The following is a 15569-nucleotide window of genomic DNA, read 5'->3' as shown; positions in this document are numbered from 1 at the left end:
GGGTTTTTGAGGGGGTAGGAAAACTTTTAAAAGATGCCTTTGATTTGAGATACGGCCAAGAGTTCAGGCTAGAGGTGATGGGAATGGGGAACATAAAGCAGACCTTTATCAAGAGGACCGCTCGCGAGCTCTTTGACAGGTACCCGGACAAGTTCACCAGGGACTTTGAGCACAACAAGAAGATGGTTCAGGAGCTCACCAACGTCACGAGCAAGACCATCAGGAACAGGATTGCTGGCTACATAACCAGGCTCGTGAGAATGAAGGAAGAGGGCAAGATACTTTAATGCTGGCCCTCTTTATTCTCTACCATCCGCTTCCTAAAAGTCGTTCAGGTCTTCTACTATCTTTCTTGGAAGCCTTGAGCTGAACTCACGCATGAGCTTCTCGAACTCCCTTTCGTCTTCCTGGGCTACCCTTCTGAGGAGGTTCTCAATGTAAGTCTCCACCAGCAGTCTGACCTCTTCGAGCTCCTGCTTTGTCCTCATGACCTCATCAACGCGCCTCTCTATCTCGCTGAGGAACTGGAGGAGCTCGTTTATCTTCCTCTCCACAGGCTCCGTTGATTTTATGAGCTCCCTCGCCTGGGTGTACTCAGCCGTCTGCCTCGGCTTCTTGGGCTCGTACATCTCCGTGCCGAACGTGTAGGGCGTCAGGAGCACCTCAAGCCTGAAGCCGCGCTTTATGGTGTAGTACTTCCTTGGGCGCCCCCTGGGTATCTTCTCAGTCCTGCCCTCGATTAGTCCAGCCCTTTCGAGGATTCTCAGGTGTTCAAGGACGGCTTTCTGTCCTACCCCAAGCTCCTGACTTAGTTCACTGACGAAGTACGGCCGCTTGGTGAGGAGGATAAGAATCCTCCGCCGAGTCTCATTCCCAAGGATATCGAGCAGTTTTCCCATCTCGCCCCACTCCATACTCTCACCCCCTTTATCTAACCATAGGTTAGTAAAAATCCTTAAAACATTTTCTATCTCATTGTCAAAAAAAGGTGAAGTTTAAAAATTCATCTTTACACAAGAGTCGCGTAATGGTGGATGCAGTCTTGGGTTGAGTTTCTAACATCTAAACAGGCAACGAGGCTTCTTGGTTTTATCACTCTTCAGAACCTTCACGTCTGTGAAAGTTTTGCAGGATGCAAAATGAGTTAAAAACGGAGAAATAAAGCTCATCAAACCGGAGTGACGTGGCCCCACTTCTCGAGGGCACGGGCGAGCTCTTTGTGAGTCTTGGCGTACTCGTCGAGTGGAATGCCCTTCATGATGGCGTCTATCGCTTGCCTGACGGCCATAGCGCCTGCCCTCGGTCCGTCCGGGTGACCCATGGTTCCACCGCCGAGCTGGAGGACGATGTCCTTTCCGAGGGCCTCTATGACCGGCTGGATGTTGCCTGGGTGAAGGCCACCTGAGCTCGTCGGGAAGACTGGCTTAATGTGGTAGAACTTCTGCTCCATGTGGAAGACGTCATTCTCGTCCGGAACGTAGTGGTCTTCAGTGATTATCCTCTTGTACTGAATGACCTCCCACTTCTCGCCCTCCATCTTGCCCGCGCCGGCGGTTCCAATGTGGAGCTGGTCAACGCCTATGACGCGGTAGAGCTTCGCCAGGACGAACATCGAGATGCCGTGGTAGGGGTTCCTAGCGAAGGCCGTGTGCATGGCCCTGTGGGCGTGGAGAGCAATGCCGTAGTCCTCAGCGAGCTCCCTTACGTAGTCGAGGACGCCCCAACCAAGGACAACGACGTCAATCATCGCGTGCGGGACTCCGTAGTCCGCGAGTATCTCAAGCCTCCTCTCAAGCTCCAGTATCGGCGCTGTAATGTTGGCGAACCAGGTCTTCTTCTCGCCGGTCTCGTTCTCGGCCTTTTCCATCGCCTTCGTGACGACCTTGACCCTATCCTCGAAGCGGTTGTACCAGGGGCTGGTGAGGTTCTCATCGTCCTTGAGGTAGTCAGCGCCGCCCATAAAGAGATCGAGGGCGAGCTGGTAAAGCTCCTCCGGAGAATAGCCGACCTTCGGCTTTGGAACGACACCGTAGAGGGGCCTGTTGTATATCCCCAGCTTCTTTCTAACGCCCTCGATACCGAAGTTTGGACCGGGGTAGTTGCGGAGGAACTTCTCGGGAAGGTATATGTCCTCCAAGCGGAGCCACTCGACGCGCTTCATTCCAAAGACGTTGCCCGCTACGCTCGCGAGGAAGCCGGGCATGTTCCCGTCCTCAAACGCGTGAACTGGGTAAGCTATCTTCACTATCCAGCTGCCGTCGCCCATGTCGTGGAAGTCATAGGCCTTGGCTGAGAGGTCGGCCCAGCGCTCCTGCTCGTACCACGGGTATAGGGTTGTCCACGTTCCGGTTGAGCTCTCCGCGGCAACCGCACCCGCGGCCGCTTCGATGCTGTAGCCCTCAGCGGGGGTCACGCGGAAAACGGCTATGATGTCCCTCTTCTTGTTCGGCTCGTAGTCCTTGTCCACGTAGTAGTCGTATATCTTGTCGAACTTCTCCACCATCTGCAACACCTCCTTGGTAACTATAGTGTTCTATCGCTGACTATAAAAATCCTACTGGTGAATTTTGGGGATTGATGGTCGTATCTTTACATGTGTGCTGGACATGTTTGGAGGTTTCAAACCCCTTCATTTGGCTTTTGGGGCGTTTTCCGTTCTTTCCCCAATCTTCCTCTGAAGGTTGCCGTTTTGGCTTAGGTTGGTGTTAAGCCGTATGGGGTTGAAGTTCTCGACTATTAACTGAAATCACACCCATAGGCCCGGTCAGGAGGCTCCTTTTCCGAAAGGTTTATATAGCTCTTTGTTCTTAGAATAGAACGCAGAAACCTGCAAAACAGAAAGTAGGAGGTGTTGTGAATGGCTGAGCTTCCAATTGCCCCGGTTGACAGGCTTATAAGGAAGGCCGGCGCCGCCCGCGTCAGCGAGGAGGCAGCGAAGGTCCTCGCCGAGCACCTTGAGGAGAAGGCCCTTGAGATCGCCAAGAAGGCCGTTGCCCTTGCCCAGCACGCCGGCAGGAAGACCGTCAAGGCAGAGGACATCAAGCTCGCTATCAAGAGCTGATGGCCTTTTTCTTTCCTGTTCCTCTTTTACCAGAGCTTTACCCTTCTGACGCTGGGTTCTTCTTCTGGTCTCAGGAGGACAAAACCGGCCTCGTCCCACCTTGGGAACGTCGGTGAACCCGGATTCAGAAGGTAGACCCTTCTTCCGTAGACACTGAAGGAATCGAAGTAGAAGCGGTGCGTGTGCCCGAAGACGAGCAGGTCAACACCCATGTCGAGGGCCTTGAGCGTCAGGAACTGGGCGTTTAGCGAGAGGAGCTGGTGGCCGTGAATCAGGCCTATTCTGAGCTTTTCGATCTCGACGGTCTCTTCCTCCGGGAGGCCGAGGTGGTCAACGTTTCCCCTGACTGCTATGACGGGAGCTATCTCTTCGAGGGCCTCAAGAACTGAAGGGGAAGTTATGTCGCCCGCGTGGAGTATAAGCTCCGGACGGGCCTTTTTCAGCTTATCCAAAAGGGGAACAGGAAGGGCCTTTGCCTTGTCCCCCACGTGGGTATCGCTTAAAACTGCTATCGCGGTCATATCGGCACGTTTATACCAAGCTTCTCGACGAGTTCCTTATACCTGTTCCTTACGGTGACCTCGGTGACGTGTGCAACCTCAGCCACTTCACGCTGGGTCTTCTTCTCACCCTCGAGGAGGGAGGCAATGTAAAGGGCTGCGGCGGCAAGTCCTGTCGGGCCTTTTCCGCTGGTTATTCCGCGCTTTATGGCCTCACGCAGGATTTTCTTTGCCCTCTCCTTTGTCTTCGAGCTGACGCCGAGGGCGTCGCCAAAGCGGTCCACGTACTCTATCGGGCTCGTTGGCCGGAGGTTCAGGTTGAGTCCCCTGGCCATGAAGCGGTAGCTCCTCCCGATCTCCTTCTTGGAGACCTTGGAAACCGCCGCAATCTCGTCGAGTGTTCTTGGGATGCCCTCCATCCTGCAGGCGGCATAGAGAGCGGCGGAAACCATGCCCTCTATCGAGCGGCCGCGGATTAGCTTCTTCATGACGGCCTTTCTGTAGAGGGAAGCCGCGACCTCCTTGACGCGCCTCGGAAGGCGCATCTGCGCGGCCATCCTGTCGAGCTCACTCAGCGCGAACGCGAGGTTTCTCTCGGCGGCGTCGTTTATGCGCATCCTTCTCTGCCACATGCGGAGCCTTCTCATCTTGTTCCGGTACATGCCGGTAATCTGGTTGCCGTGTATGTCCTTGTCGCGCCAGTCTATGTCGGTCGAGAGGCCCTTGTCGTGTATCATCAGCGTCATCGGCGCGCCGGTTCTCGCTCTACGTGCCCTCTGGTCCGGGTCAAAGGCCCTCCACTCCGGCCCCTCATCGACCACGTTCTCCTCGATGACGTAGCCACATTTGGCGCAGACTATCTCCCCCCTCCTGGGGTCGTATATGAACTCGGTTGACCCGCACACGGGACAAACCCTTTTCGGAGTAATCGTTCTCACCCCCTTCTCCTGGGGGCGGGGCGAGAACGCTTGGGCCCCTTAGAGCCCTTGAACTTTGCCCTATTTCTTTTTCCTGACCTCTTTTCTTTCTTTCTCTTGTCCACGTACAGAAGAGCGCCAACGTATCTCTCGGGGTTCTTAACGCGCGGTTTAACAGCAACATAGGGGTAATCAACGGGACCAAAAACATCCTTAACAATGCCTACCGGTCTCAAATCCTTGTCAACGACGGGCTCGTTGAGCGATGGAACCCAGTTCGTCCTGACTATGAGGAAGCCCTGCTTTGCGTAGTGAGAAACCTTTCCTAAGCGCTTCATAGCCCCACCCCAAAACGACATCTCCTTTTAAACTTTTCGCTTTTTCCCCTTAAAAGCCTTTCGGTAGTTTAGGAAAGGTTTTTAATGTCCACTCACAAAAAGTATAAGATTGGGACGGGGAAAGATGAAGTGCCTTGTCGTCGGCCACGTCGTCAGGGATTTGATAAGGCGCGGTTCAAAAATCGAGGAGAGGCTCGGTGGCGGTGCCTACTACTCCGCTCTGGCACTTTCGCGCTTCTGCGACGTTGAGATTCTCACAAGCTTTTCTCAGCTCCCTAAGGAGTGGGTTGAGGAGCTCCGCTCCATTGGAAGGCTGGAAGTGCTTCCGTCTGAGGAGACTACCTCGTACGAACTCAACTACCTGGACTCCAACAGGAGGGAGCTGAGGCTGATTTCACACGCTTCCCCCATTACAGAACTCCCGGCCCGGAAGTACGATGCCATAATTCTCAACCCCGTTGCCAACGAGATTCCCGAGGACATCGTGAGGGAAGCACTGAACAGGGCAAAGCTCGTCTCCGCAGACCTCCAGGGGTTTATACGCTCCCCTCGGCCCGGCCCGGTGGAGCTAATCAGGAGGGACTGCTCTTTTCTTAAAGGGCTCAGCGTCCTCCACGCAGACATCGCTGAGCTCCCCTACGCGAAGGTAAGCCCGAACTCCGTGGAGTCCCTGCTACTCACCGACGGCCCCAACCCCGGAAAAGCGTACCTGCGCGGCAGCCCCTACCGCTTCGTTCCGCTGAAGGTTGAGGTCGGTGAATCAACGGGTGCTGGGGACGTCTTTCTCGGAGCTTTCACTGGTTTCTACCTGGAATGCCCCTTCATACAGTCCCTCAAAAGGGCAGCTGCCTTCACGGCCCTGTTCCTCAAGCACCGCTCGGTGGAGTTTGAGCTGGACGAAGTGAGCGAGCTCGCCAGGAAAGTGACCGTTGAAGCTTTAAGTGAGTGAGCCCAAAGAAGGACGACCGATGATGAAATGTCAGCACGCTGAACGCTGATGAGAAGGGACTTCCCTGAGGTGAAAAAGATGGACCGTTACGTTCTGCTTGTCAAGGCCCCCAAGGGGGCCGACATAACCCGGTTCCGCGAGGAAGCGAAGCTTCTTGCCGAAAAGCACGGCCTGAAGGCCGAACTCCACAGGTGCATAGGCCTGACCGTGGATGGGATAATCCTCTACAAAGGCGGCGTCGTCCTCATAAAGCGGAAGAACGAGCCCTTCAAAGACCACTACGCCCTTCCTGGTGGGTTCGTTGAGTACGGCGAGACCGTTGAGGAGGCCCTGAAGAGGGAGATGAAGGAGGAGACCGGCCTCAACGTCAGAATCCTCAGACTTGTGGGCGTTTACTCAGACCCGAACAGGGATCCAAGGGGCCACACCGTTTCAGTTGCCTTCCTCTGCCTTGGAGAGGGCGAGCTTAAAGCTGGAGACGACGCCAAAGAGGTTCACGTTGTCCCCATCGGGGAGGCTGGGAAACTCCCGCTGGCGTTTGACCACGCAAAGATTCTGCGGGACGCGCTCCATCCAAAGGATTGCTGGTGATGGCTGTGAAGCTCGAATACCCCTCCTTCGGGAGGATAATCGTTGATGGGAAAACCTACGAGCACGACATCGTAGTATACCCGAGCGGGAAAGTTGAAAAGCGGAAGAAGTGGCTCAGCAAGTCCAAACACGGCACCAGCCACAAGCTCGACCCCGACGAGCTGAAGGAGTACCTCACGGAGGACTTTGACGTCCTTATCGTTGGCACCGGCTACTATGGTTACCTCTCGCTCCTGCCGGAAAGTAGAGAGCTGGTCAAAGGAAAGGAAGTCTACGGGCTCCCGACGGGAAAGGCTGTTGAGCTTTTCAACGAGCTGAACGGAAAAAGAAAGGTGCTGGGAATCTTCCACGTCACTTGCTGAGGTGACAGAGTAGCTTTTGCCCTTGTGATAATTTAGAAGGGCAGTTTGCTCTCTAAGTACTCCCCTTTTTCTCTAGGTGCGCCCTCTTGACTTCAAGGACTCCTGAGTAGTTGCACTCGCTCCACTTCTTTTCCACTTCATCGAAAACTATCTTAGCTTTGAAGAACGGCGCGTCCCTCACGAAAGTTTCAAACTCACCTCCTTCTCCGGCCACGTGGACTTTGTACCTCTCGTGGAGCCTTACCAGCTCTTCCAGGGCCTTCCCGTCTATCTTCCTCCCGAGCCAGCCCTTGTCCAGGCCGTAGGCCGAGACACCAACCATCACGATGTCGAAGATTTCGATCAGCTCGCGCATGTAGTCAACCGGGTCTCGGTGCCATGCCGGGGCGAAGCTCTCGATACCGAGCTCTTCCGCTACCCTGTCAACGCGCCTCTTCTGATACTCGCTTTCCAATGCACCAGCAACGACTCCGTCAATTTTCAGGCCCTCGAGGACGGCCTTCAGATCCTCGACTTCCTTCTCCTTCTCGCCGCTCGTGAACCCCTTGACGAGCGGGATTCCTATCGCCCTCGCCTGGAGTTCCGTGAGGTGAATGTTTGGCACGTGGTACATGTAGCTCTCATCGCTCTCGCTGACCATCGAGACGAGATATTTGACTTCAAAACCCTGCTTTAGGGCCCAATAGAAGGCATAGTTTGAGTCCTTTCCGCCAGAGTACAAGACCGCAACTCGCATTTCCACCACCGAAATCTTTAAATTACTGGAAGTTAATTTAACTTTGGTTCTCTCAGTAGGGCCACAGAAAAGGGCCTTAAAAAGGTGGTGCCAATGACCTCAAAGACGGCAGTGGTTCTCGCGGCCGGCCTTGGAACGAGGATGGGCGGGAAGCCCAAGGGACTTATTAGAGTTGCAGGAAGGGAGATTCTGTACAGGACTATCTACCTTCTCCAAAAGAACGGCGTTGAGAGGTTTGTAATCGTAACGAACGAAGGGTATGCAGGACTTTACAGGGAGTTCATAGAGAAACACGGCTTCAACGCCGAGCTGGTGATAAACCCTGAGCCAGAGAAGGGCAACGGGCACTCCCTTCACCTCGCCAGGGAACACGTCTCGGGAAGGTTCGTGCTCGTGATGAGCGACCACGTCTACGGCGAGGAGTTCGTCGCGGAAGCAGTGGAAGGGAACGGCCTCATAGCCGACAGAAGGCCGAGATGGGCCGACGTGGGCGAGGCCACCAAGGTGAAGGTCATGGACGGCAGAGTTGAGGATATAGGCAAGTCTCTCAGAGAGTGGGATGCAGTGGATACTGGCTTCTTCGTCCTCGATGAGAGCATCTTTGAGGTAACGGCAGAACTTGAGCGTGAACGGAACGGCGACTATCCCCTCAGTGAGGTCGTGAAAAGGGCAAGGCTCCCTGTGACTTTCGTGGACGGCCTTCCCTGGACTGATGTTGATACCCCGTCTGATGTCAAAAGGGCCAGAAAGATGCTCGTTAAGAGCGCCCCCAAGGGAATCGGGGACGGCTTTATCAGCCGGCACATCAACAGGAAGCTCTCCACCGAGATAAGCTACCTCCTCGCGGAGAAAGTGACTCCAAACCAGATGACGGCCGTCACGTTTGCAGTCGGAATTCTCTCGGCAGTCCTCACGTTAATCAACCTTCCGCTGGCGGGGGTTCTCTACCAGCTCAGCTCAATCCTCGACGGCGTTGACGGCGAGCTCGCGAGGGCCCAGCTGAGGGCCAGCAGGCTCGGTGGTTACATTGACTCTATCCTCGACCGCTACGTTGACGGAACCTTCCTGGCCCTGCTGGCGTATTCGACTCTCCGCGAGCCCCTCTGGTATCTCGTGGCGCTTGTAGCGCTCCTCGGCTCGGTGATGGTGAGCTACTCGACCGAGAGGTTCAAGGGGGCCTTCTGCAGGGACGCTTACATGGAAGTCCCCGGCCTCAGGAAGCTTCCGGGCAAAAGGGACGAGCGCATATTCCTCACGATGCTCTTCCTGCTGTATCCAGTGGAGGTCTCAGTCAAAGCGCTGTTCGCGCTCTTGGCCTTACTCACCAACCTCCGCGTTGGGGTGACCCTCTATATTATAGCCAGAAAAGTTTCGTAACCAAAAACTATTTAACTGCCATAAAATATCTTAAAACAACAAAAAGGAGGTGGAGGAGATGGTGAAGGTTGTCATACTCGGACAGGGATACGTTGCCAGCATTTTTGCGAGCGGCCTTGAGAAGATAAAGGCCGGGAAGATGGAGCCGTACGGCGTCCCCCTCGCTGACGAGCTCCCGATTAAGATTAAGGACATCGAAATCGTCGGTTCCTACGACGTTGACAAGGCGAAGGTCGGAAAGGACCTCTACGAGGTCGTTAAGGCCTATGACCCCGAGGCGCCGGAGAGCCTCAAGGGCATCACCATCAGAAAGGGAGTCCACCTCAGAAGCCTCAGGAACCTCCCGCTCGAAGCCACTGGCCTTGAGGACGAGATGACCCTCAAGGAGGCCGTTGAGCACCTCGTTAGCGAGTGGAAGGAGCTCGGCGCCGAGGTCTTCATAAACGTCTGCACCACCGAGGCCTTCGTGCCCTTTGGAAACAAGGAGGAGCTTGAGAAGGCCATCGCAGAGGACAACAGGGACAGGCTTACCGCTACCCAGGTCTACGCCTACGCGGTTGCCCAGTACGCCAAGGAGGTCGGCGGAGCGGCTTTCGTCAACGCCATACCAACCCTCATAGCCAACGACCCTGCCTTCGTTGAGCTCGCTAAGGAGAGCAACATGGTCATCTTCGGTGACGACGGCGCCACCGGTGCGACCCCGCTGACAGCTGACATACTCAGCCACCTCGCCCAGAGGAACCGCTATGTCCTCGACATAGCCCAGTTCAACATCGGTGGAAACCAGGACTTCCTCGCTCTCACCGACAAGGAGAGGAACAAGAGCAAGGAGTTCACCAAGAGCTCCATCGTCAAGGACCTCCTCGGCTACGATGCACCCCACTACATCAAGCCCACCGGCTTCCTTGAGCCGCTCGGCGACAAGAAGTTCATCGCCATGCACATCGAGTACGTCTCATTCAACGGCGCCCACGACGAGCTTGTCATCACCGGCAGGATAAACGACAGCCCGGCACTCGCGGGCCTGCTCGTTGACCTCGCGAGGCTTGGAAAGATAGCCCTCGAAAAGAAGGCCTTCGGAACCGTTTATGAGGTCAATGCCTTCTACATGAAGAACCCCGGCCCCAAGGAGATGCCCAACATCCCGCGCATCATTGCCCACGAGAAGATGCGCACCTGGGCCGGGCTCAAGCCGAGATGGCTCTGACGGCAAGCTTTTAACTCCTTTTTCCCTACTCTTCTCGGTGGGTGAGAATGAGCTGGAAGAGGGGAGCGTATCCTGAGTTCACGATTGAAGACGCGGTCGCGGTTCTGTACCTGATGAAAAATCCTGTTGGAAGAAAGACGATTTCGGAGCTTCTCGGCCTTGGCGAAGGAAGCGTCAGGACGCTTTTGAGAAAGCTTTCGAAGATGAACCTTATTGAGTCCTCTCAGAGGGGCCACACCCTCAGCGAAGAGGGAAGGGAGCTCGTGGAGAGGCTCTCGAAGTCCTTCTCCGAAGTCCACGCCGTTGGCAGAGTCGAAGGCTACCCTGCTTATGCCATCGTCGTGAGGAATCCCCCTGAATTCAAGAGTATTGAGCTCCGCGACGAGGCCATAAGGTTCTTCGCAAAGGGTGCAATGATTCTCGTAGTTAAAAACGGGGAGGTAGTTTTTCCAGAAGACGGCAGGCCCCTAAGAGAGACTATGTCAGAGCTCGCCGAGAGACTCTCGGTTCTGAGGTTCGAAGAAGGAGACATGGTCGTAGTCACGTGGGCTGAAAACCCAGCCGATGCGATGAAGAGCGCCTACCACGTGGCGGTTTTCCTTAAGGACGTCCCCGATGAGATAAAGTCCCTCGTGAGGTGACGAAATGAGCGGGAATAACGAGAGCAGGCTAATCCTTGCCCTGGACGTCTACGAGCGTGAGAGGGCGCTTAAAATAGCGGAGCAAACGGCCGAGTACCTCTGGGCGATTAAGGTGAACTGGCCGCTCATAATCGGCTCGGGCCTGGGAATCGTCACGGAGCTCAAAGATGCAACAGGTCTTCCGATTATAGCCGACCTCAAGCTCGCTGACATTCCAAACACCAACAGGCTGATAGCGAGCAGGGTCTTTGAGGCCGGTGCGGACTACATAATAGCGCACGGCTTCGTCGGTAGCGACAGCGTTCGGGCTGTTATGGAGCTCGGGAAGACGATAATCGTCGTCGAGATGAGCCACCCCGGAGCGAAGGAGTTTATTCAGCCCGCTGCCGACAAGCTGGTGGAACTCGCCAACAGGCTTGAGCCCTTCGGCGTCATAGCACCCGCCACGAGACCCGAGAGGGTTGCCTACATACGCTCAAGGCTTAATAGCGAAGTCAAAATCCTAACCCCTGGAGTTGGCGCCCAGGGTGGAAAGGCGGGCGAGGTTTTAAAGGCCGGTGCCGACTACATCATCGTGGGGCGTTCAATCTACGCGAGCGAGAACCCGAGGGAGAGCGCGAGAAGGCTTTACGAAGAGACCATGGAGGTGTGAGGATGGAGCTGAAGGTCAAGCACCCCCTCAGCAAGAAGGAGGTAAAGGCCATAATCCGCGAGATGGCCGAGATTTTCGGCGAGGAGATAGCCGAGAAGATGCTGAGCAAGAAGGACCGCGTTGAGGTCGCTGAATTCGACAAGACCACAGAAATCCTCCTTGTCAACGGAAAGCCCTTCTTCATACGGAGGAAGGGCCTGATTTTCCCGCTCGTCATAGCGCTCTACGAGCTGTCCAACGAAGAAGACCTGAGGAAGTGGCCGAGGCGCGTCGTCGTTGATGAAGGGGCAGTTCCGTACATCATCAACGGCGCCGACGTCATGGCCGCGGGCATAGTTGACGCCGATGAGAACATCAAGGAAGGGGATTTCGTCTTCGTTGTTGAGGAGAACTATGGGAGACCCCTCGCCATCGGGATAGCCCTGATGAGCGGCAAGGCGATGAAGGAGAAGCCTAAGGGCAAGGCAGTTAAGAACATCCACCACGCCAAGGACAAGATTTGGAACGTCACGGTGGGCTAAAATGGGGGAACCTGGGGAAGAGAAGGAGAAAATCCGTGTTCTTGTTGGGGGAGTTTTTGATATCCTCCACGTCGGCCACATTCATTTTTTGAGCAAGGCAAAGAGCCTTGGGGACGAGCTGGTGGTCATAGTCGCCCATGACGAGACCGTCAGGAGACAGAAGCGCCGTGAGCCCGTAAACCCCGCCGAAGACAGGGCCGAGCTCCTGAAGGCAATTAGATACGTTGACGAGGTCTACATAGGCTCTCCTGGTGGGATAGACTTCGAGCTCGTGAAGCGGATAAACCCCGACGTTATAGCAATTGGCCCGGACCAGAACTTCAACTGCGAGAAGCTCAAGGAGGAGCTCAGGAAGCACGGGATAAACGCTGAGGTAATACGGATTCCTTACCTCTACAAGAGCGACAGGGCGAAGACGAGCAAGATAATAAGAAGAATAATCGAGGAGTTCTGCGAGTGATCGGGGCTTATTTTACCTTTTGATTTGACCTTAGGGGTGGGGCCCTAAGGTTTTAGCTTTGCAAGGTAATCGCGCAGGAACTCCGGGTCTTCCCTTTTGACGGCGCTTAGAAGCTCCTCGAACTTCTTCTCCCCGAGGGCGAGGCGGAGGTAGTAGTAGAGATTAACCGCGTCCTCGACGATGGCGCTCTGCCTCCTTCCTTCCTCGGCGTAGAGCTGGATTAGCTTCATGTTCATGTCCCTGCTTACGTAGAGGGTCTTCTGCATCTTCTCCTTCTTCAGGCTCTGCTCCTTCCTGGGCTTTGCCTTGGTCGGCTTTGTGAGCTCATCTACCGAGCCATCAAAGAGCTTGGGAATTTTATCCTTCGGCAATCTCAACCACCTCTTTCGCGAGCTTTTGAAAGGCTTTCGCGGCGCGGTTCTGGGGCTCAAACTCAAATATGCTCTTGCCCTCGCTCTGCGCCTTTTCCAGGGCTATTGCCTTTGGAATCGTAGTCAGTATCGGTGCATCTGGGTAGGTCTCCTTGAGCTCCTTGAGGCGGAGCTTTGGAACCTTTGTCTGCTTCGTGAACTTGTTGGGAACGAGTCCGAGAAGCTTGAGGTTCTCGTTGGTCTCCTCGCGAATCATCCTCATGAGGTTGAACATCAGCTGCATTCCTATGACGCCGAAGTAGCTCAGCTCCAGAGGTATGAGCACGTAGTCCGAGGCGGTGAGGGAGTTAACGAGGAATATCCCCATGCTCGGCGGGTTGTCTATTAGGACGTAGTCGTAGTCCGGCAGAACGGGCAGGAGGGCCTTTTCAAGCCTTCTCTCACGGTTGTAGGCGTTGATAATCTCAATCTCCTTGGCGGACAGGTTGAGGTGGCTGGGCACGAGGTCGAGGTTCTCCTGGATATGGACAAGGCTCTCCTCGATTTCGCTCTCCCTCGTCATCAGCGTACCGACGTTCCTGTCCCCGTACTCAAGAACCTTCATGCCGATCAGGCCAAACGTAAGGTTGAACTGGGGGTCTATGTCAACGAGCAGGACTCTTTTGCCCATGTCTGCTAGGGCGTAGCCGAGGTTCATCGTCAGGGTCGTCTTCCCGACTCCCCCCTTCTGATTGGCAACGCTGATTACCACTGCCATGGTTTTCACCCTATGAGTTAAAAAGAGTTAGTCAGGAAAGGTCTTCGAAGTCGTCGAAGACCCTGCTCACATAGGGCGGAAGCCCTGCCTTCGACTCTTCTCTCCTCGCTATCGTCTTGTAGAGCTTGTCCTCAAATGATGAACCGAATTCCCTCTTTGGCTTCGCTGGAAGGAGCGACTCCTTCGGTGCGAGCTGGAGTGCGGTTTCACCACCGAGGATGTGCGGGCTCTTGACGCCGGTCATTATCACCATGGCCCTGACCATCTTGCCCATGTCCTCGTCAATCCTCGCTCCCCACTTGATTTCGCTCTTCTCTCCGAGCTTCTCGTAGACGATGTTCATTGCTTCGTTAATCTCTCCAAGGCTGACGTCCGGGCCGACTGTGAAGTGGACGAGGGCCTTTTCACCGCTTCCATACTCAACGTCGAGGAGCTTGTTCTGGAGGGCGTTCTTAACGGCATCAACGGCCCTGTTGCTCGAATCGCTCTCGCCGATTCCTATAAGGGCGGCTCCACCGTTCTTCATGACGCTGTAAACGTCCGCGAAGTCAATGTTCACCATAGACGGGAGCTTTATGGTCTCGGTTATTCCCTTGACCATCCTCGCTATTATCTCGTCGGCAAAGCGGAAAGCGGCGTTTATCGGGAGCTTTGGAACGAGCTGGAGGAGTTTGTCGTTCTCGATTATCACAACGGTATCGGAGTAGTAGAGGAGGGCCTTTATACCGGCCTTTGCCTTCTCTTCCCTCAGGCGCCCTTCGTTCTTAAACGGGAACGTTACGACGCTGACAACAAGCGGCTCGCGGAAGCGTCCGTTGTGCCTTGCGCGCTCCTTTATGACCCTTGCGACAACAGGAGCGGCACCGGTTCCGGTTCCGTTACCCATTCCGGCGGTTATGAACACGAGGTCAGCGTCGCCGATGGTCTCGGCGATTTCATGAGCGCTCGCCTCTGCCGCGCGGTAGCCGGTCTCGGGGTCACCGCCAGAGCCCTTTCCCTGTGTTATCTCCTTGCCAAGGAGGAGCTTTTTGTGGGCCTTAGCGTGCTTCAGCGCCTGGGCATCGGTGTTCATGGCTATAAGCTCTGCCCCCTGGACGCCAAGTTCGTATAGGCGGGTTATTGTGTTGTTACCGGAGCCACCAACACCGACAATAACAATCCTTATCAGGTCTTCATCATCGTCCATGATATTCTCTTCCATCTTAGGCCTCTTCGGCTCGTCGTCAAGGTCTATCTTTATCCCCGCCTGTTCAAGCAGCTTAAACACCATTGCCCCAACCCCCAATCTTAAATGTGGGCTGATTTTTTGCTTATTTGAAACCTTATTCAAGTGTCTTATTTGATAATATAGTCCGGCGTTGAGCGGTTTTCAGTATCGAGGTGGTACAGTTCTTTTTTCAGAAGCTCACGAATGGCCTCCCTGATGACTTCACTCCTGTTAGGATACACACCCTTCTTAACAAGCTGGTCCATAGCGTTTATAAGGCCCTGCGGAAGCTGGACACTGATGATTCTCATTCTGCTCATCGCTGCACCACCACGTCCATTAAGCCGCTGTGATAGTTGTAGTGCTTAATTAGTTAAATACTTTATGCTTCCATGTTAATACTAGAATATTATCTTTTTCAAAAATTTTTTGAAAAACCCTTTTAAAGCGGGAGTCTGAACGGAAAGACGGGGGTTCAGAAATGATTCCTGTAACAGATGGAGTCTTTATCACGAGGGTCTCAGTCCAAAACGTTGAAGAAATTGTCCCCTATCTCGGAGCGGACGTTCAGCTTGTTAATATTCCATGTTGGAAGGCCGTCGCTTTTGCCTCACTGCTGGCCATAAGGGCCTTTGAGCGGGGTACTAACCACGCGAAGACGCTTGGGGGGGAACTGCTCCTCAGGCTGGCCGGAGTGCTCCAGATTAGGGACGCTATTCGGGAAGTGGGTGCAAAGCCCGGCGAGAACTACCTCGTGGTCTTCGGTGGCGAGGCCAAGGCGAGAGAACTCCTCAACAAACTTGGGCTCAAAGAGCTTCCCCTTGACGAGTGTCCCGATGGGGCCGTGAAAACTTTTTTTGAAAAATCAGCTCTGGTCGAAGTTTTGTAGGTACGAATTGCCTTTTTCCGTCTTCAATTGAGG

At 54.7% G+C, this 15569-nt stretch carries 22 protein-coding genes; 12 read left to right on the top strand and 10 right to left on the bottom strand.

Annotated features, from left to right (window positions below; genetic code table 11):
- Positions 1–83: 83 nt before the first annotated feature.
- Entirely contained in the window at positions 84–287 is a 204-nt protein-coding gene (locus tag ACZ5ER_RS11145) for a 30S ribosomal protein S17e (protein WP_042691737.1), read from the top strand.
- 33 nt (positions 288–320) lie between these two features.
- On the opposite strand, the gene ACZ5ER_RS11140 is transcribed toward ACZ5ER_RS11145, so the two are convergent.
- Both ACZ5ER_RS11140 and rbcL read right to left on the bottom strand, forming a co-directional pair.
- Positions 321–914: an ArsR/SmtB family transcription factor gene (locus ACZ5ER_RS11140; RefSeq protein ID WP_050001871.1), complete on the bottom strand. Its 594-nt coding sequence runs from the start codon at positions 912–914 to the stop codon at positions 321–323.
- A 254-nt stretch (positions 915–1168) separates the two neighbouring features.
- Entirely contained in the window at positions 1169–2503 is a 1335-nt protein-coding gene (gene rbcL / locus ACZ5ER_RS11135; RefSeq protein WP_050001870.1) for a type III ribulose-bisphosphate carboxylase, read from the bottom strand.
- Between the two features lie 354 nt (positions 2504–2857).
- On the opposite strand from rbcL, the gene hpkB reads away from it, so the two are divergent.
- Positions 2858–3061, top strand: coding sequence for an archaeal histone HpkB (gene hpkB, locus ACZ5ER_RS11130; protein ID WP_011251239.1), 204 nt, complete (start codon positions 2858–2860; stop codon positions 3059–3061).
- A 26-nt stretch (positions 3062–3087) separates the two neighbouring features.
- Here hpkB and ACZ5ER_RS11125 read toward each other — a convergent pair whose 3' ends face one another.
- Genes ACZ5ER_RS11125 through ACZ5ER_RS11115 form a run of 3 tightly spaced genes read right to left on the bottom strand, consistent with a single transcriptional unit; the run spans position 3088 to position 4816 of the window.
- Positions 3088–3582, bottom strand: a complete 495-nt coding sequence (locus ACZ5ER_RS11125) for a metallophosphoesterase (protein ID WP_050001869.1) — start codon at positions 3580–3582, stop codon at positions 3088–3090.
- On the bottom strand, positions 3579–4490 hold the full coding sequence (locus tag ACZ5ER_RS11120) for a transcription initiation factor IIB (protein WP_050003899.1): 912 nt from the start codon (positions 4488–4490) through the stop codon (positions 3579–3581). The genes ACZ5ER_RS11125 and ACZ5ER_RS11120 overlap by 4 nt, the downstream gene beginning before the upstream one ends.
- Before the next feature lie 5 nt (positions 4491–4495).
- Positions 4496–4816, bottom strand: coding sequence for a Gar1/Naf1 family protein (locus tag ACZ5ER_RS11115; RefSeq protein WP_050001868.1), 321 nt, complete (start codon positions 4814–4816; stop codon positions 4496–4498).
- A 109-nt stretch (positions 4817–4925) separates the two neighbouring features.
- Between ACZ5ER_RS11115 and ACZ5ER_RS11110 the strand changes: the two genes are divergently transcribed.
- The 3 genes from ACZ5ER_RS11110 to ACZ5ER_RS11100 all read left to right on the top strand — a co-directional run bounded on the left by ACZ5ER_RS11110 (position 4926) and on the right by ACZ5ER_RS11100 (position 6718).
- Positions 4926–5765 carry a carbohydrate kinase family protein gene (locus tag ACZ5ER_RS11110; protein ID WP_464934473.1) on the top strand — a complete coding sequence of 280 codons (840 nt, stop codon included), beginning with the start codon at positions 4926–4928 and terminating at the stop codon, positions 5763–5765.
- A 78-nt stretch (positions 5766–5843) separates the two neighbouring features.
- Positions 5844–6356, top strand: coding sequence for an NUDIX domain-containing protein (locus tag ACZ5ER_RS11105; RefSeq protein ID WP_464934472.1), 513 nt, complete (start codon positions 5844–5846; stop codon positions 6354–6356).
- Between the two features lie 5 nt (positions 6357–6361).
- Entirely contained in the window at positions 6362–6718 is a 357-nt protein-coding gene (locus ACZ5ER_RS11100; protein ID WP_050001866.1) for an Mth938-like domain-containing protein, read from the top strand.
- 52 nt (positions 6719–6770) lie between these two features.
- Here the strand turns inward: ACZ5ER_RS11100 and ACZ5ER_RS11095 are convergent, their stop codons facing one another.
- The gene (locus ACZ5ER_RS11095; protein ID WP_464935219.1) at positions 6771–7454 is read right to left on the bottom strand and encodes a diphthine--ammonia ligase; all 684 of its coding nucleotides are present in this window, start codon (positions 7452–7454) and stop codon (positions 6771–6773) included.
- Between the two features lie 93 nt (positions 7455–7547).
- On the opposite strand from ACZ5ER_RS11095, the gene ACZ5ER_RS11090 reads away from it, so the two are divergent.
- Genes ACZ5ER_RS11090 through ACZ5ER_RS11065 form a run of 6 tightly spaced genes read left to right on the top strand, consistent with a single transcriptional unit; the run spans position 7548 to position 12312 of the window.
- On the top strand, positions 7548–8831 hold the full coding sequence (locus ACZ5ER_RS11090; RefSeq protein ID WP_050001864.1) for a bifunctional L-myo-inositol-1-phosphate cytidylyltransferase/CDP-L-myo-inositol myo-inositolphosphotransferase: 1284 nt from the start codon (positions 7548–7550) through the stop codon (positions 8829–8831).
- A 58-nt stretch (positions 8832–8889) separates the two neighbouring features.
- The gene (locus tag ACZ5ER_RS11085) at positions 8890–10038 is read left to right on the top strand and encodes an inositol-3-phosphate synthase (protein ID WP_464934471.1); all 1149 of its coding nucleotides are present in this window, start codon (positions 8890–8892) and stop codon (positions 10036–10038) included.
- 47 nt (positions 10039–10085) lie between these two features.
- Positions 10086–10679 (top strand): DUF4443 domain-containing protein, encoded by a 594-nt coding sequence (locus ACZ5ER_RS11080; RefSeq protein ID WP_050001862.1) that lies wholly within the window; start codon positions 10086–10088, stop codon positions 10677–10679.
- Between the two features lie 4 nt (positions 10680–10683).
- The gene (pyrF, locus tag ACZ5ER_RS11075) at positions 10684–11331 is read left to right on the top strand and encodes an orotidine-5'-phosphate decarboxylase (protein ID WP_464934470.1); all 648 of its coding nucleotides are present in this window, start codon (positions 10684–10686) and stop codon (positions 11329–11331) included.
- Positions 11332–11333: 2 nt separating this feature from the next.
- Entirely contained in the window at positions 11334–11852 is a 519-nt protein-coding gene (locus ACZ5ER_RS11070) for an RNA-binding protein (RefSeq protein WP_050001860.1), read from the top strand.
- Position 11853: 1 nt separating this feature from the next.
- Positions 11854–12312, top strand: a complete 459-nt coding sequence (locus ACZ5ER_RS11065) for an FAD synthase family protein (protein ID WP_050001859.1) — start codon at positions 11854–11856, stop codon at positions 12310–12312.
- 44 nt (positions 12313–12356) lie between these two features.
- On the opposite strand, the gene ACZ5ER_RS11060 is transcribed toward ACZ5ER_RS11065, so the two are convergent.
- The 4 genes from ACZ5ER_RS11060 to ACZ5ER_RS11045 form a co-directional block, all read right to left on the bottom strand.
- On the bottom strand, positions 12357–12683 hold the full coding sequence (locus ACZ5ER_RS11060) for a CopG family transcriptional regulator (RefSeq protein WP_464934469.1): 327 nt from the start codon (positions 12681–12683) through the stop codon (positions 12357–12359).
- Positions 12670–13440: a ParA family protein gene (locus tag ACZ5ER_RS11055; RefSeq protein ID WP_464934468.1), complete on the bottom strand. Its 771-nt coding sequence runs from the start codon at positions 13438–13440 to the stop codon at positions 12670–12672. The genes ACZ5ER_RS11060 and ACZ5ER_RS11055 overlap by 14 nt, the downstream gene beginning before the upstream one ends.
- 31 nt (positions 13441–13471) lie before the next feature.
- Positions 13472–14710: a cell division protein FtsZ gene (gene ftsZ / locus ACZ5ER_RS11050; protein ID WP_050001856.1), complete on the bottom strand. Its 1239-nt coding sequence runs from the start codon at positions 14708–14710 to the stop codon at positions 13472–13474.
- Positions 14711–14775: 65 nt separating this feature from the next.
- Complete coding sequence (locus tag ACZ5ER_RS11045) at positions 14776–14967, bottom strand: ribbon-helix-helix domain-containing protein (RefSeq protein ID WP_050001855.1); 192 nt, start codon at positions 14965–14967, stop codon at positions 14776–14778.
- Between the two features lie 161 nt (positions 14968–15128).
- Here ACZ5ER_RS11045 and cgi121 point away from each other — a divergent pair, with 161 nt between their 5' ends.
- Entirely contained in the window at positions 15129–15536 is a 408-nt protein-coding gene (cgi121, locus tag ACZ5ER_RS11040) for a KEOPS complex subunit Cgi121 (RefSeq protein ID WP_464934467.1), read from the top strand.
- Positions 15537–15569 lie beyond the last annotated feature (33 nt).

The organism is Thermococcus marinus (assembly GCF_055389025.1).
Note: the sequence above shows the minus strand (reverse complement) of the source record. Positions and strands in the feature narration are given on the sequence as shown.

Excerpts from the sequence above, each read along its gene's own strand:
- ACZ5ER_RS11080 (WP_050001862.1), top strand. The coding sequence starts at position 10,086 with ATGAGCTGGAAGAGGGGAGCGTATCCTGAGTTCACGATTGAAGACGCG.
- pyrF (WP_464934470.1), top strand. The coding sequence starts at position 10,684 with ATGAGCGGGAATAACGAGAGCAGGCTAATCCTTGCCCTGGACGTCTAC.
- ftsZ (WP_050001856.1), bottom strand. The coding sequence starts at position 14,710 with ATGGTGTTTAAGCTGCTTGAACAGGCGGGGATAAAGATAGACCTTGAC.
- ACZ5ER_RS11065 (WP_050001859.1), top strand. The coding sequence starts at position 11,854 with ATGGGGGAACCTGGGGAAGAGAAGGAGAAAATCCGTGTTCTTGTTGGG.
- ACZ5ER_RS11085 (WP_464934471.1), top strand. The coding sequence starts at position 8,890 with ATGGTGAAGGTTGTCATACTCGGACAGGGATACGTTGCCAGCATTTTT.
- hpkB (WP_011251239.1), top strand. The coding sequence starts at position 2,858 with ATGGCTGAGCTTCCAATTGCCCCGGTTGACAGGCTTATAAGGAAGGCC.
- ACZ5ER_RS11095 (WP_464935219.1), bottom strand. The coding sequence starts at position 7,454 with ATGCGAGTTGCGGTCTTGTACTCTGGCGGAAAGGACTCAAACTATGCC.
- ACZ5ER_RS11070 (WP_050001860.1), top strand. The coding sequence starts at position 11,334 with ATGGAGCTGAAGGTCAAGCACCCCCTCAGCAAGAAGGAGGTAAAGGCC.
- cgi121 (WP_464934467.1), top strand. The coding sequence starts at position 15,129 with ATGATTCCTGTAACAGATGGAGTCTTTATCACGAGGGTCTCAGTCCAA.
- ACZ5ER_RS11115 (WP_050001868.1), bottom strand. The coding sequence starts at position 4,816 with ATGAAGCGCTTAGGAAAGGTTTCTCACTACGCAAAGCAGGGCTTCCTC.
- ACZ5ER_RS11105 (WP_464934472.1), top strand. The coding sequence starts at position 5,844 with ATGGACCGTTACGTTCTGCTTGTCAAGGCCCCCAAGGGGGCCGACATA.
- rbcL (WP_050001870.1), bottom strand. The coding sequence starts at position 2,503 with ATGGTGGAGAAGTTCGACAAGATATACGACTACTACGTGGACAAGGAC.
- ACZ5ER_RS11055 (WP_464934468.1), bottom strand. The coding sequence starts at position 13,440 with ATGGCAGTGGTAATCAGCGTTGCCAATCAGAAGGGGGGAGTCGGGAAG.
- ACZ5ER_RS11045 (WP_050001855.1), bottom strand. The coding sequence starts at position 14,967 with ATGAGCAGAATGAGAATCATCAGTGTCCAGCTTCCGCAGGGCCTTATA.
- ACZ5ER_RS11125 (WP_050001869.1), bottom strand. The coding sequence starts at position 3,582 with ATGACCGCGATAGCAGTTTTAAGCGATACCCACGTGGGGGACAAGGCA.
- ACZ5ER_RS11140 (WP_050001871.1), bottom strand. The coding sequence starts at position 914 with ATGGAGTGGGGCGAGATGGGAAAACTGCTCGATATCCTTGGGAATGAG.
- ACZ5ER_RS11145 (WP_042691737.1), top strand. The coding sequence starts at position 84 with ATGGGGAACATAAAGCAGACCTTTATCAAGAGGACCGCTCGCGAGCTC.
- ACZ5ER_RS11090 (WP_050001864.1), top strand. The coding sequence starts at position 7,548 with ATGACCTCAAAGACGGCAGTGGTTCTCGCGGCCGGCCTTGGAACGAGG.